The following is a 13074-nucleotide window of genomic DNA, read 5'->3' as shown; positions in this document are numbered from 1 at the left end:
CTATGCCTCCAAAGTGCTAATTTACCACTTGGCTGCCATGACTGCGAGGATCATCTTGATTAGCCGTTGGTGCTACTGGGGCTGAAAATTTGGAAACTTTGCCGCTAGCTTGAGCATAGGGGAGAGACGAACCAGTAACCAAAGCTTCTAAGTTGCTAGCCATAATTGTCCGGGGTTGATCGCCGATCGCTTGGGCTATGGTTTCCCCTTGCTGACTCAAAAATACAAAATGGGGAATCCCATCTACCCGATATTTCAACATCTCTGGTAGCCACTTGGTATTATCCACATTCAGCATTACAAAATTCATCTTGTCAGCATACTCTGTTTCTAGTTGAGTGATATCTGGTGCCATTTTCTGACAGACAGTACACCAATCAGCATAAAACTCTACTAGAGATGGTTTGCCGTTGCTGATTGCTACTTCTAGCGGTATGGACGTATCACTTAACTTAGCTAGAGTTGCCGAGGTTGGTTCAGTTCGCAATCCTAAGACGAGGGCAACGCTAAGAGCGATCGCTACCATTACAATTAAAAAGTTTCTCAAACGCTTCCCTAAGTTTGATTCAGACTTATCGGGAGAATTAACAGGTGAATCAGTACTCATAACAAAATTATTAAAACTTATTAAGCAATTTCTTCTTCAGTTTAGCTGACTCTAGCCGCTCTTAAATATGTAATTTAATCTTCAAAATGGGTATTACAAATAAATACTTTAGATAAAATAGGTTTTAAAAGATGATTTTAAGCTTCAGAAATACCAGTGCTGTGTGTGCCGTATTTTTATTAGTCAGCGTTGGCAGCTTTCACACGTCAGCCATAGCCACTGTAAATAAGCAGTCTCAATTGATAGCACAGCAAAGTAAAATCCCGTCACACCCAATTTTTAAATCTATTTTGCCCAAGTTAAAGCAGAAGACTCAGATTCGTATTATATTGCCGAAGTTTATTCCTGAGTCAGATGGGGAAAATCCAATTTACGCAACTATAGAAGCTGTTACGCAAAAAAAGTACGAAATTTTATTGGGTTTTAGTCCCGACTGTAATGGTGCCTCTGCCTGTCGTTTGGGCGTTGTTTCTGCTGAAGCTGTAACCCGCAAAACACCTCGCCTTACTGGTAAACCTGTATCCTTAGCTAAGGGCATCACTGGCTATTTTATAGATTTTACTTGTGGTGCTGGTTGTTCAGATGCTACCTTGACTTGGAGACAACAAGGTGTGCAATATGTTGTTGGAGTGAAAGCAGGCGATCGCACTTCTTTGGTAAAAATGGCTAATTCTGCGATTAACTAATTCTGTAGGTTTCAGTAAAGAGATTTTCTAGGAACAAATAAAGGTTGATATTTAAGGAAATCATCATGGTAATATCAACCTCTGGTGTTCGTGGATCATTCTAATAGTCTAGCGATGGATCACCAATATCTAACCGAATTTAGTAAATAAATATACCTAATATTTACACAAGACACAAAAAATCTTTCAACTTTTGTTTGCTCTATTCTCTTGTATTAGATGAATAATCGATGGCACTAAAGAAACAACTATAATTAATCCAATAATCGGTAATAAATACTTATCTACCTGTTCAGGTGGCAGAGATTTTCCTAAGAAAAACCCTAATATAGTAATGCCGAATGTCCAAACAAAGCCACCGATTAAGTTGTAAGACATAAATGTGCGATAATGCATCGCACCAATCCCAGCCACAATTGGCGCGAAAGTCCGTACAATAGGTAAAAAACGTGCTAAAACAATCGTTTTTTTTCCGTGCTGTTCATAAAAGTTTTGGGTTTTAACAAGATGTTTTTTGTGAAACAACCACGAATCTTCCTTTTGAAATAGTCTTCTGCCAAATTTATGCCCAGTAAAATAACCAACATTGTCACCTAAGACTGCACAAACAAAAGCACCAAAAATCAGAACCCAAATGTTCAGTAAATTCTGAGATGCCACAAATCCAGCAGTGAACAATAAGCTATCCCCAGGCAGAAAAAAACCAATTAACAAGCCAGATTCAGCAAAGACAATCGCCCAGACTCCAAAATAGCCGATTGATTTTATCAGTTGTGGTAAATCCAGATGCATAGAATTTTTTAGCTTTCAACAATAGATCCACAACATCTTAACGTTTAGCAATTTTCCTGAATAAAAAGTAATATTAAATTTACGTAAAGTTATTGTGTAATCTTTGGAAATATAGTGACAGATGGTACATTTTGGGGTATGTGTGCAAGATGCAAAGATATTTGAAAGTACTAAGGCTATTTTGGGGTGCTGCGATCGCAGCTGAGTTAGAGTATCGGATTAACTTTTTCATAGCTACCCTCAGCAGCTTGGGAAATCTCGCAGGTAGCCTCTTTGGATTATTCTTGTTTTACCGGACAGGTTATACTTTTAGTGGCTGGTCATGGGAAGCAGCTTTAGTAGTTCTAGGAATTTTTACCTTACTACAAGGATTTTCTGCTACTTTTCTGGCGTCAAACTTGAATCGCATTGTCCGCCATGTCCAAGAAGGCACTTTAGACTTTATATTATTAAAACCTATCCGCAGTCAATTTTGGCTTTCCACCCATACCCTGTCACCTTGGGGACTGCCAGATATAATTTTTGGTAGTATTATTATTGGCTACGCAGGTAAACGCCTTGGTATAGGGATAGACGACTATCTACTTGCTTGGCTGCCGTTATTGTTGAGCTTTGTGATTCTGTACAGCCTGTGGTTTATGCTCGGAGCGACGAGTATCTGGTTCGTCAAAATATACAACGCTACCGAAGTATTACGTGGTTTGTTAGAAGCTGGACGATATCCCATCGCAGCATATCCTACTGCTTACCGCTTTTTCTTCACCTTTGTAATGCCAGTAGCGTTTTTAACTACTGTACCAGCCCAAGCGCTACTGGGCCAGAGTGAAATTAGCTGGTTGATAGGTGCGGCAATATTAGCAGTAGCGTTGTTTTTCGCTTCCACTTGGTTTTGGCGATTTGCGTTGCGGTTTTATACCAGTGCTTCGAGTTAGAGAGCTACAGCAACGCCTTTCAACTAATGTAGAGCGACAGATTATTTAACCATAGCGACAAATAATTTGTCAAGTTCTTCAAGTTTGTAAGCTTTGCTTTAGAAGAATCTGATTTTTAGCGTTTCTGATATGAAGCTATAGAAATTGCTTGAACAAGCAATGTATAAGAATTTGGATTGTTGACAAAGAATCTGCCGTTTTGGTCAAATAATTTGTCGCTCTACATTTTGGCTAACAAAAAACGCAATAAGCGAACTAAAATCGCCAATTTGTGTTATACTAGTTTTAGTTGGGAAAAGAGAATACTTGCCGAACACTAGATCACCCTTCGTGGTCTGAGGAAGATGGAACGCCACCTTCTACTGTGCTTGCTAGTAACTTATTAGTAGTATAACTATTTAGAAGTGTCGCAGCGATCGCACCGAAAGCGAAAGCTTGAAGAGCGTCAAAGCAGAAACAAACACTACTACAGTCGTCAAACAACTGAATAACTATTAGACCACCCGGGCACACGAGCGCAGCCAAGGCAATCTGCTGCGCTGTGTATAGGGAGAGTTTAAACTGCCGTCTCTGGTTTGATTGGGGCAACACTCATTCGCGAAAAGTGGATGAGTGCAATCAAAACCAACACATAAGGAGTAGTTCATTATGAACAACGACAACAACCCCAACGAACGGCAGGGGCAGTCAAAAAAGAGCAAGTATAAGCAGTTCCTAAAATGGCTCTGCAAACCACAAACGCTCCGTCTGCTATTTAGCGTAGGCCCAGCTATTTATCGAATAGTCAAGTGGCTGATCGAACTATTGCAGATATAAACTGCTAAACTCTTCTATACAAACCTCACTCAAACCTTCTCAATAAGGAGGTTAAACATGCTCCATACTGCTTTAAGGATGATACGGATATTTCATGATTTGACGCAAAAACAACTGGCAGAAAAGCTAGGAATATCTAAGTCGCATATTTCGGAAATTGAATCGGGGAAAAAAACTCCCTCGCTTGAGCTACTTAATCAATATTCAAAGGCTTTTGATATACCTGTATCTTCGATCATGTTTTTTTCCGAAAGCTTGAATAAAGACGTGAAAACGGAACAAGTAAGAACATTCGTTTCTTCTAAAATTCTTGCACTCCTCAATTTCATTGCGGAAAGGTCTGAGCGTTCCTATGCAGAGGAGTAGGTATAAAGAATACCCGTTAGATCAGTCACCTTTTTACTGTCTGATATCTCAAGGAAAACTTGCAAAGCTACTGTATATAACTCGGACAAAGCTTGACGAGCTTACCCGACTGGACGATCTGTACATAGAGAAAGAAAAATTTAACCCCAAAAAGAAACGACTCTTCTTTGTACAAGTTCCAAAAGGGCCATTAATGAAAGTTCTTAAACGCATTAAAGACCTTTTAAGCCAAATCGCCATGCCGAGTTTTATACATTCTCCAGCAGTGGGACGTTCATACATAACTAATGCGAAAGCGCACATAAATAGTCGTGAAGTACGAAGTCTTGACATTAAGCAATACTTTGCTTCTTCACAATCTTGGCGTGTTTACTCGTTCTTCCACGAGGTAATGCGATGCTCTCCAGATGTTGCTGATATATTAACAAAACTGTCCACCGTTAATGGACATTTGCCGACGGGAAGTCCGCTGAGTCCCATCCTTTCTTACTTTGCTCATATCGGTATGTGGGAAGCGATACATGAACAAGTAAGAAGCGCAGGATGTACTCTAACTGTGTACATGGATGATGTTACGATTTCTGGTTCCTCCGTACCGGATAAGTTAATTTGGCAAGTTAAGAGGGAATTCTTGCGTTGTGGACTCCGTGACAACAGGGAAAAGGAAAAGCGTTATGTCGGCAATAAGCCACGTAAAATAACGGGAGTGATTGTCAATGATGGAAAATTAAAAATACCTAATATACAGCACAAGAAGATGCACGAACGCCGCCAAGCAATTATGCGAGAAACTGAACACACCGAAAAAGAACATTTAATACAGTCACTGAAAGGTTTAGAATCGCAAGCGCAACAGATTATAAAGGCAAACGAGAGTATGTAGATACTAGGTGTACTCTATATGACTAAAAAACAATTCTTACCAGAAGCAGCATTATATTATCGTAGCCGCGATGGCAGCCTTCATCCTTTGAATAGCAGCGAAGAAAATTTACCTATTTTAATTAGAGAGAACTTCGCTGGTGAATCTTGCTATGTTCCTCAAGGCACAGCCGTGAGCACGCAGAATGTTTTCTATAGCGTTAGTAGCATTGTTAGACGGACACAGGACAAGAAGACGATAGAGGCTCTTCGCAAATGGGAAGAAAGAGTGGGAAGGAAAGAAGCCAAGCGCATTCGGGATGAAGCAATCGGAGCCGGAATTGCTGTTCATTCCTATCTTCACTCATACCTAAAATACGGAGAAATAAAGACACTTAAAAACTCTTATAAAAGCTACGTCGAGGCTCTCGATACATTGCTGCCGAATTTTGGTGACTGTCTTTTCTCCGAACAGTATATTATTAGCTTCAAGCATCGGTACTTCGGTAAATTTGATCAGCTAGGTTTCTATCGCGAAAGCTTGACTCTTAGTGACTTAAAAACATCTCTAAAGCCTAAGCTTTCTTTGACTTGGGTTAAAGACAAAGTTATTCAGTTGGCTGCCTATTACATTCCAATTGAAGCACTATATGCTGTCGAACAAGCCGCTTTAATTTATTTGAACAGTAATGACTCCTATAAAGAATTTATTTTTACTCCACAGGAAATGGAACTTTATAGGGATCTGTGGCTCGAGCGGCTGAACGAGTTTAGTGAAATAGATAAGTTAGCTGCTTAGTAACTTAATAGGGAGTAAATCCCTCTGGGCAGCATTTTCAGCCGTTGCGTGACGGCTCGTGTAGAGCGACAGATTATTTGACCACAGCGACAAATAATTTGTCAAGTTCTTCAAGCTTGTAAGCTTCGCTCTAGAGGAATCTGATTTTTAGCGTTTCTGATATGAAGCTATAGAAATTGCTTGAACAAGCAATGTATAAGAATTTGGATTGTTGACAAAGAATCTGCCGTTTTGGTCAAATAATTTGTCGCTCTACAACTAATGTACATCGGGATGACTGGATTCGAACCAGCGGCCCCTTCGTCCCGAACGAAGTGCGCTACCAAGCTGCGCCACATCCCGGCATAAAAATGCCATTATAAATTAACAATATCACAACCCGTGCCAAATAACAGAATTACATCTATATATATGATCACTTTACCCAAGGCTTTGCTTGCTACGATTAAATTTGTATAACTCTAGTGGTAAAAGCGGATTGTGACTGTAAAACCAGACTGGTTGCGGGTAAAAGCACCTCAGCGTGAGCGCATTGGTAACGTTAAAGATATTTTGCGGGATTTAGCCCTCAATACAGTTTGTGAGGAAGCATCCTGTCCGAATATTGGTGAATGCTTCAAAGCTGGGACTGCCACATTTTTAATTATGGGCCCGGCTTGTACACGCGCTTGTCCCTACTGCGATATTGATTTTGAGAAAAAACCCAAACCACTAGACCCCACGGAACCTGCACGACTAGCAGAAGCTGTTCGCCGCATGAAACTTAACCATGTTGTAATCACTTCTGTAAATCGAGATGACTTGTCAGATGGTGGTGTGTCTCAGTTTATAGCCTGTATTAATGCGGTTCGCACTGTTTCACCAAACACCACAATTGAGGTGCTAATTCCTGACTTGTGCGGTAATTGGAATGCTCTAGAGTTGATTCTACAAGCTGCACCAGAGGTATTAAACCACAATACAGAAACTGTTCCACGCCTGTATCGCCGGGTACGTCCCCAAGGAAACTACGATCGCACTTTAGAATTATTGCACCGCTCTCGCCAAGTTTCCCCTAGCACATACACTAAATCTGGTATCATGGTTGGACTCGGTGAAACTGATGCCGAAATTCGCCAGGTCATGCAAGACTTGCGAGCCGTAGATTGCGACATTTTGACAATTGGGCAATACCTCCAACCTAGTCAAAAACATTTGCAAGTAAATGAATTTATCAATCCAGAACAATTTGCTGCTTGGAAGGCATTCGGCGAAGAAATAGGATTTTTACAAGTTGTTTCTTCACCATTGACAAGAAGCTCATATCATGCAGAACAAGTCAGGGAATTAATGCAACGTTATCCCCGCAGCCAATTTTAGATTTGAGATTTGTTCTTGCGTTTAAATTCGGGCACAACTCTTGGAGATGCTGTTCGCATTCAGACCTTTTTAAATTTTGGATTTTGAATTATTCAATTCCAAAATCCAAAATTTAAAATCTAAAATTCGGTGAGTTAAGAGAATGGGGTGATGGGGAGACTTTTGATTAATGACTAATCCAAAAACTGTAGCAATTCTTGGTGCGGGTGCTTGGGGTGCATCTCTGGCAAATCTCGCCGTATCAAATGGTCATCAGGTGCGCGTGTGGTCACGTCAAGGTTCGCAAACTATCCAAGCAGTTTTAAAAGATGTCCAAATCGTCCTATCCGCTATCTCGATGATTGGTGTGAGGGATGTTGCTTCCCAAGTCCAGTCTTCCCCCCTTTCTCCAGAGACAATTTTTGTCACAGCGACGAAAGGCTTAGACCCTCAAACCACCTGCACGCCGTCGCAAATTTGGCAAACAGTATTCCCTAACTATGCAGTGGTTGTCCTATCTGGGCCTAATTTATCTAAAGAAATTCAAATGGAATTACCAGCAGCAACGGTGGTAGCCAGTAATATTCCCACGGCTGCGGAAGTAGTGCAGTTAGTATTTTCTTCTGGGCGTTTTCGGGTATACACCAATCCCGATCCTTTGGGGGTGGAATTGGGGGGAACACTGAAAAATGTGATTGCGATCGCAGCCGGTGTGTGCGATGGTTTACAACTAGGAACCAATGCTAAAGCTGCTTTAGTCACCCGTGGACTTACAGAAATGGTTCGCATCGGCAACAACTGGGGTGCGAAGACAGAAACATTCTATGGTTTATCAGGTTTAGGAGATTTGTTAGCAACCTGCAATAGTCCCTTAAGTCGCAATTACCAAGTCGGCTATCAGCTAGCTGGTGGTAAGTCACTTACAGAAACTCTCGAAAATTTACAAGGAACTGCTGAAGGAGTGAACACTTGCCGGGTTTTGATGCAACGAGCCAAGCAACAAAACATTCCTGTTCCAATTACTGAGCAAGTTTACCGTTTACTCCAGGGTGAAATTACACCTGGACAAGCGCTTGATGAACTGATGCTGCGAGATATCAAGCCAGAGTACAACTACTAGTAGTCTGTCAATTGAACTTTGAGGAGTAGAAAAATTCTTCAATTTCTCTTCTTTCCTTCTTCCTTCTCTTCTCTACGAGAGGCTGCGCCAACAAGATGCTGCGCGTAGCTTGCTTCCCCGTAGGGGTACGCGTACTTCCCATCTTTGTGGTTCGTTCCTTAACACAAGGGTATTAAATTATATTCTTTCTCCCCCTGCTCCTCTTCTCCCCTGCCTCCCCTGCTCACCTCAACAGATAACATCAGTAGACCAAACCCTATTACCACCTCTTCTATATCCGTGTCGAGATAATTTTTGCCGTTAATACTAATCACTTCCTTAATATCTATTAGCTCTACTTATACCTGGATAATCCTGAGAAAAAATTGCTAAATCGTCAGGATATTACTTTTGTAGCCATGTAAATGTGACTATGCCAATTATAAAGATGACATTCACTTAAGGATGTTTATACTGTGTTACAAAAGTTACTATTAAAAACCATCAAGGTTGAAATGTTAACTAAGTAGTTGAAATATTGAAAACCTAGCTGCCGATTTGAATAGCTATTGGTTCAATCAAAAGTTTATCAGCCGATTAAGTTCAGTAATGCTGTATCCAATAAAACCATTACAGTTAATTTCAAAAAAAAACTGTAATGGAACGTTCAACCATGTTAGTTCATCGTAAATCACGGGAACAATAGCAACAGTTGAATAGCTGACCGTAATCTAAGCTGACCGAAATCTATTGTTACCTGGAGCCATTGAGACGATCTTTATGCCAGCAACATCTTTTTATGCAGATGCCCCCTACAATACCAAAAAGTCTAGCCAGGCTTTGGACTCGGATCTCACGGTTGACGAAAGTGAGTTATCGGTAGATGACCTACAGGAGCTAGAGATAGCTTCTGCTGACAATGCTAACTTTGCTGCTAACACTAACCGTCGGAGTACAGACCTAGTACGTTTATATCTCCAGGAAATTGGTCGGGTTCGCTTGTTAGGGCGGGATGAAGAAGTTTCAGAAGCTCAAAAAGTCCAGCGTTACTTGCGGATGCGGATAGTACTTGCTAACGCCGCCAAGCAAGGGGATGAAGTGATTACGCCCTATCTCCGGTTAATTGAAGTTCAAGAACGCCTTACCTCAGAACTGGGACATCGCCCGTCTTTAGAAAGGTGGGCTGCTACTGCTGACATAATTTTATCGAATCTTAGACCAACTTTGGCAGAAGGCAAACGTCGCTGGGCTGAAATTGCCAAGTTGACTGTAGAAGAGTTGGAGCAAGTTCAGTCCCAAGGACTCCAAGCAAAAGAACACATGATTAAGGCTAATCTTCGCCTAGTTGTGTCTGTTGCTAAGAAGTATCAAAATCGTGGTTTGGAATTGTTGGATTTAGTCCAAGAAGGCACACTTGGTTTGGAGCGGGCTGTAGAAAAATTTGACCCAACTAAGGGTTATCGCTTCAGTACTTATGCTTACTGGTGGATTCGTCAGGGAATTACACGGGCGATCGCTACTTCTAGTCGCACCATCCGCCTCCCTGTCCATATTACCGAAAAGTTAAACAAAATCAAAAAGGCCCAACGCAAAATTGCTCAAGAAAAAGGTCGCACCCCTACTCTAGAAGATTTAGCAACTGAGTTAGAGATGACACCCACTCAAGTACGAGAAGTTTTGTTGCGGGTTCCTCGCTCCGTTTCTTTGGAAACCAAAGTAGGTAAAGATAAAGACACTGAGTTAGGGGAATTACTCGAAACTGACAGTGTAACTCCAGAAGAAATGTTAATGCGAGAATCTTTACAAAGAGATTTGCATCATCTTCTGTCAGATTTGACTAGCCGGGAACGCGATGTAATTTTGATGCGGTTTGGTTTGGCAGACGGTCATCCTTACTCATTAGCAGAAATTGGCCGCGCTCTCGATTTATCACGGGAACGAGTCAGACAAATAGAATCCAAGGCTTTGCAAAAGCTACGTCAACCCAAGCGTCGCAACCTCATCCGTGACTATTTGGAGTCTCTAAGTTAGTCATTTGTCATTTGTCATTTGTCATTAGAAAACTACACTTGGCAAATGACTACGGACAAAAGGCTGATTTGATCCCCTTGTAAAAAGCCTTTTAGAGGCTTGTAGCAAATTATTTGCATTTAGTTGTACAAGAGTTTCCCCAGACCTTTGCTCAAATATCTTGAAGGTGGGGATCAACTGAACAATTCAAAATTAACTTATACAAAATTCAAAGTCAAGGGATGCAATCGTTACAAGTATCCTAACTATTAGCTGTATGCAAATTAAATGCACTACAGCTTATTACTTGATTTTTGCTCGAGATTTGATGAATTGTTCTTAAATATTTAGCATATATTCTCAATAGGCAATGATTGTTGCAAATTGCTCCCAAGATTTGTTATATTCTCAATTAACGAGCTTTGTTGAGAAATATTAGTATGACTGTCTACACAACTACTTCACTCAAGGCAGAACTGAACGAACGAGGCTGGCGATTAACTCCCCAGCGCGAAACAATTTTACACATTTTTCAAGAACTTCCGCAAGGTGAACATCTAAGCGCGGAGGATCTTTATCATCGGCTAGAAACTGATGGTGAAGGGATCAGTCTGTCAACTATTTATCGAACTTTGAAGTTGATGGCAAGAATGGGAATTTTACGAGAACTAGAACTGGGTGAAGGACATAAGCATTATGAAATCAACCAGCCCTATCCCCATCACCACCATCACTTAATTTGTGTTAAATGCAACTCAACTATTGAATTTAAAAATGACTCAATTTTAAAAATTGGCTCGAAAACTGCTCAAAAAGAAGGTTTTCACCTGCTAGACTGTCAAATGACCATCCATGCAGTGTGTCCCAAGTGCCAACGGGCACTGATGCCGCTTTAGCACTTGGGTAGATAAAAAACAAAACTACTCAAATTAACCAAATAAATGGAATTTTGAGCAGTTCGTAGTTTGTTGTTACTGGAGGCAAGCAACCAGTTGGGGACTGATACTAACAACGCCAAAGCGGATGTTAAAAGCGTCCGCTCTTAAGATCCTTGAGGCTGATGCCATAGAATTCTTGGGCTTGTTTAATTGCTTTTTTGGTGTCAGCTGCCATCACACCGTTCAGCTTGCCTTTATAAAAACCCCGCTCCCGTAGTCGCGTTTGGATTTCTAAGGTATTAAATTCGCTTTTGCTAGTAGTATTAACTGAGCTATATAACTTAGCTCGCGTAGTTGGGCCAGCAACACCACTTGCTGACAAGTAATTAGCTGCTTGGAATCTTCGTACAGCATCGGCAGTGTAAGGGCCATAGTAGCCATTTGGCTCTCCCTCTAAGTATCCTGCCTGGATTAATTGTTCTTGAAGTACTCTAACTGGCTCACCGCGATCGCCTACGCGAAGTTTGTTTCGATTGATTACCTTTGTGGGAGCCTCTTCTCCATCACCAATACCAATTCCCGGCAATTTAGCTAATGTTGCTGGGCCAACAACACCATCAACGCTTAATTTGTAAGAATCTTGGAACCGCTTGACAGCTTCTTCGGTAATTGGGCCAAATATTCCTGTGGCGTTCCCGTAATAAAAGCCTGCGACTCTTAAGCGTTCTTGCAAAGCTCTAACATCTTCACCTTCAGCCCCTTTAGCAAGGTAGTTGGAATTGCGGCGTTGGCTAGTTGCTGAACTAGCTGAACTAGTAGTACTGGGCTTTTTGGCTTGTGCGCTTCTTACAGCAGTAGTTTTTTTCGCTTGCCAACTTTCTAATTTTTGCAGGGTGCTTGCTCCAACAATGCCGTCCACTGGTAAACCAGCGGCCTTTTGAAAGCGCCGCACAGCTTCTTGTGTGGATACGTCATATACTTGGGTAACAGAAGCTTGGTAAAAACCTGCTGTTTTCAACTTTTGTTGTAGATTTCTGACGGAAGGGCCTTGATCGCCTTTTTCCAGTGCCATGACGCTGCTAAGGGCGCCAAAAATAGATAAAGACAGAGCAAGGGGCAACATATACTTCCAAGCCTTACCTGAAAGCCGTTTCCAGTCTGGTGCAGCTGCGTCCTTAAACAAGGAACTGAGGGAGACCAATTCACTGGGTGTGCTGTCTTCGTAGGCGAAAGCTAGGTGCAAATACGCAAGATTTTCCATATTTGTTTCCTACACCATTGATTTTTCTTCGATCACTGCTTCAGCTTGATGTACTAGGTTCCTCAAAGCTTCTAATGTTCCTATATTTACATCCTCCCACAAATTGCGCTTGTGTGCTTCTAATAATTTTTCTGCAATATCTCGCAGTGCATAAGGGTTTTTTTCCTGAATAAATTCCGAGACTACTGGATCGAGCAAGTAAGCTTCTACTATACCTTGATACATGTAATCTTCGACACATTTAGCTGTTGCATCATAGGCGAATAAAAAATCTACCGTCGCCGCCATTTCAAAGGCTCCTTTGTATCCGTGGCGCATAATTCCCGCAATCCACTTGGGATTAACTACGCGAGAACGATACACTCGGGCAATTTCTTCTTTCAGTTGGCGGACTCGTGGTTTAGCGGGTATAGAATTATCACCAAAATAAGTTTGGGGATTTTTTCCCTGTAGAGAACGCACCGCCGCAGTTAAGCCACCCTGAAATTGGTAATAATCATCAGAATCTAGTAGATCGTGTTCACGATTATCTTGATTGTGTAGGACAACTTGCATTTGCGCCAAGCGTTGCTTGAAGGCTTCGGGGGAAGGGAGTGGGGAGTAGGTATTGGGGACTGGGGAACTCGGGC

Annotated in this window: 14 protein-coding genes and 1 tRNA gene; 9 read left to right on the top strand and 6 right to left on the bottom strand. The window is 41.5% G+C overall.

Translation table 11 applies throughout. From position 1 onward, the window contains the following. Positions 1-16 precede the first annotated feature (16 nt). Complete coding sequence (locus tag ACFE90_RS12285) at positions 17-607, bottom strand: thioredoxin family protein (RefSeq protein WP_375500826.1); 591 nt, start codon at positions 605-607, stop codon at positions 17-19. A 131-nt stretch (positions 608-738) separates the two neighbouring features. Between ACFE90_RS12285 and ACFE90_RS12280 the strand changes: the two genes are divergently transcribed. Further along, a complete protein-coding gene (locus tag ACFE90_RS12280) occupies positions 739-1293 on the top strand; it encodes a hypothetical protein (protein ID WP_375500824.1) in 555 nt (184 codons plus the stop codon). Positions 1294-1479: 186 nt separating this feature from the next. Here the strand turns inward: ACFE90_RS12280 and ACFE90_RS12275 are convergent, their stop codons facing one another. Then, positions 1480-2085 carry a DedA family protein gene (locus tag ACFE90_RS12275; RefSeq protein WP_375500822.1) on the bottom strand — a complete coding sequence of 202 codons (606 nt, stop codon included), beginning with the start codon at positions 2083-2085 and terminating at the stop codon, positions 1480-1482. A gap of 149 nt (positions 2086-2234) precedes the next feature. Between ACFE90_RS12275 and ACFE90_RS12270 the strand changes: the two genes are divergently transcribed. Then, the gene (locus ACFE90_RS12270; protein ID WP_375500820.1) at positions 2235-3017 is read left to right on the top strand and encodes an ABC transporter permease; all 783 of its coding nucleotides are present in this window, start codon (positions 2235-2237) and stop codon (positions 3015-3017) included. Positions 3018-3338: 321 nt separating this feature from the next. Here ACFE90_RS12270 and ACFE90_RS12265 read toward each other — a convergent pair whose 3' ends face one another. Beyond that, entirely contained in the window at positions 3339-3542 is a 204-nt protein-coding gene (locus tag ACFE90_RS12265; RefSeq protein ID WP_375500818.1) for a hypothetical protein, read from the bottom strand. 348 nt (positions 3543-3890) lie between these two features. Here ACFE90_RS12265 and ACFE90_RS12260 point away from each other — a divergent pair, with 348 nt between their 5' ends. The 3 genes from ACFE90_RS12260 (at position 3891) to ACFE90_RS12250 (ending at position 5859) form a co-directional block, all read left to right on the top strand. Then, entirely contained in the window at positions 3891-4199 is a 309-nt protein-coding gene (locus tag ACFE90_RS12260) for a helix-turn-helix transcriptional regulator (protein WP_375500816.1), read from the top strand. Positions 4200-4437: 238 nt separating this feature from the next. After that, on the top strand, positions 4438-5082 hold the full coding sequence (locus ACFE90_RS12255) for a reverse transcriptase family protein (RefSeq protein WP_375500814.1): 645 nt from the start codon (positions 4438-4440) through the stop codon (positions 5080-5082). Positions 5083-5100: 18 nt separating this feature from the next. Then, positions 5101-5859, top strand: a complete 759-nt coding sequence (locus ACFE90_RS12250) for a hypothetical protein (RefSeq protein WP_375500812.1) — start codon at positions 5101-5103, stop codon at positions 5857-5859. Positions 5860-6127: 268 nt separating this feature from the next. Here the strand turns inward: ACFE90_RS12250 and ACFE90_RS12245 are convergent. Next, positions 6128-6201: transfer RNA gene (locus tag ACFE90_RS12245), tRNA-Pro, on the bottom strand. Positions 6202-6339: 138 nt separating this feature from the next. On the opposite strand from ACFE90_RS12245, the gene lipA reads away from it, so the two are divergent. The 4 genes from lipA (at position 6340) to ACFE90_RS12225 (ending at position 11202) form a co-directional block, all read left to right on the top strand. Continuing rightward, a complete protein-coding gene (gene lipA, locus ACFE90_RS12240; RefSeq protein WP_375500810.1) occupies positions 6340-7218 on the top strand; it encodes a lipoyl synthase in 879 nt (292 codons plus the stop codon). Between the two features lie 169 nt (positions 7219-7387). Next, the gene (locus ACFE90_RS12235; protein WP_375500808.1) at positions 7388-8317 is read left to right on the top strand and encodes an NAD(P)H-dependent glycerol-3-phosphate dehydrogenase; all 930 of its coding nucleotides are present in this window, start codon (positions 7388-7390) and stop codon (positions 8315-8317) included. Between the two features lie 759 nt (positions 8318-9076). Further along, complete coding sequence (gene sigC, locus ACFE90_RS12230) at positions 9077-10327, top strand: RNA polymerase sigma factor SigC (protein ID WP_375500806.1); 1251 nt, start codon at positions 9077-9079, stop codon at positions 10325-10327. 419 nt (positions 10328-10746) lie between these two features. Continuing rightward, positions 10747-11202: a Fur family transcriptional regulator gene (locus ACFE90_RS12225; RefSeq protein ID WP_375500804.1), complete on the top strand. Its 456-nt coding sequence runs from the start codon at positions 10747-10749 to the stop codon at positions 11200-11202. Between the two features lie 130 nt (positions 11203-11332). On the opposite strand, the gene ACFE90_RS12220 is transcribed toward ACFE90_RS12225, so the two are convergent. Next, entirely contained in the window at positions 11333-12445 is a 1113-nt protein-coding gene (locus tag ACFE90_RS12220; RefSeq protein WP_375500802.1) for a peptidoglycan-binding protein, read from the bottom strand. A 9-nt stretch (positions 12446-12454) separates the two neighbouring features. Then, a partial coding sequence (locus ACFE90_RS12215; protein WP_375500800.1) for a cobaltochelatase subunit CobN occupies positions 12455-13074 on the bottom strand: 620 nt, incomplete at its 5' end.

The organism is uncultured Nostoc sp., from assembly GCF_964245445.1.
Taxonomy (GTDB): Bacteria; Cyanobacteriota; Cyanobacteriia; order Cyanobacteriales; family Nostocaceae; genus Nostoc.
This window is presented reverse-complemented; position numbering and strand designations above follow the sequence as displayed.

Excerpts from the sequence above, each read along its gene's own strand:
- ACFE90_RS12275 (WP_375500822.1), bottom strand. The coding sequence starts at position 2,085 with ATGCATCTGGATTTACCACAACTGATAAAATCAATCGGCTATTTTGGA.
- ACFE90_RS12270 (WP_375500820.1), top strand. The coding sequence starts at position 2,235 with ATGCAAAGATATTTGAAAGTACTAAGGCTATTTTGGGGTGCTGCGATC.
- ACFE90_RS12280 (WP_375500824.1), top strand. The coding sequence starts at position 739 with ATGATTTTAAGCTTCAGAAATACCAGTGCTGTGTGTGCCGTATTTTTA.
- ACFE90_RS12235 (WP_375500808.1), top strand. The coding sequence starts at position 7,388 with ATGACTAATCCAAAAACTGTAGCAATTCTTGGTGCGGGTGCTTGGGGT.
- ACFE90_RS12285 (WP_375500826.1), bottom strand. The coding sequence starts at position 607 with ATGAGTACTGATTCACCTGTTAATTCTCCCGATAAGTCTGAATCAAAC.
- ACFE90_RS12250 (WP_375500812.1), top strand. The coding sequence starts at position 5,101 with ATGACTAAAAAACAATTCTTACCAGAAGCAGCATTATATTATCGTAGC.
- sigC (WP_375500806.1), top strand. The coding sequence starts at position 9,077 with ATGCCAGCAACATCTTTTTATGCAGATGCCCCCTACAATACCAAAAAG.
- ACFE90_RS12255 (WP_375500814.1), top strand. The coding sequence starts at position 4,438 with ATGCCGAGTTTTATACATTCTCCAGCAGTGGGACGTTCATACATAACT.
- ACFE90_RS12225 (WP_375500804.1), top strand. The coding sequence starts at position 10,747 with ATGACTGTCTACACAACTACTTCACTCAAGGCAGAACTGAACGAACGA.
- ACFE90_RS12220 (WP_375500802.1), bottom strand. The coding sequence starts at position 12,445 with ATGGAAAATCTTGCGTATTTGCACCTAGCTTTCGCCTACGAAGACAGC.
- ACFE90_RS12260 (WP_375500816.1), top strand. The coding sequence starts at position 3,891 with ATGCTCCATACTGCTTTAAGGATGATACGGATATTTCATGATTTGACG.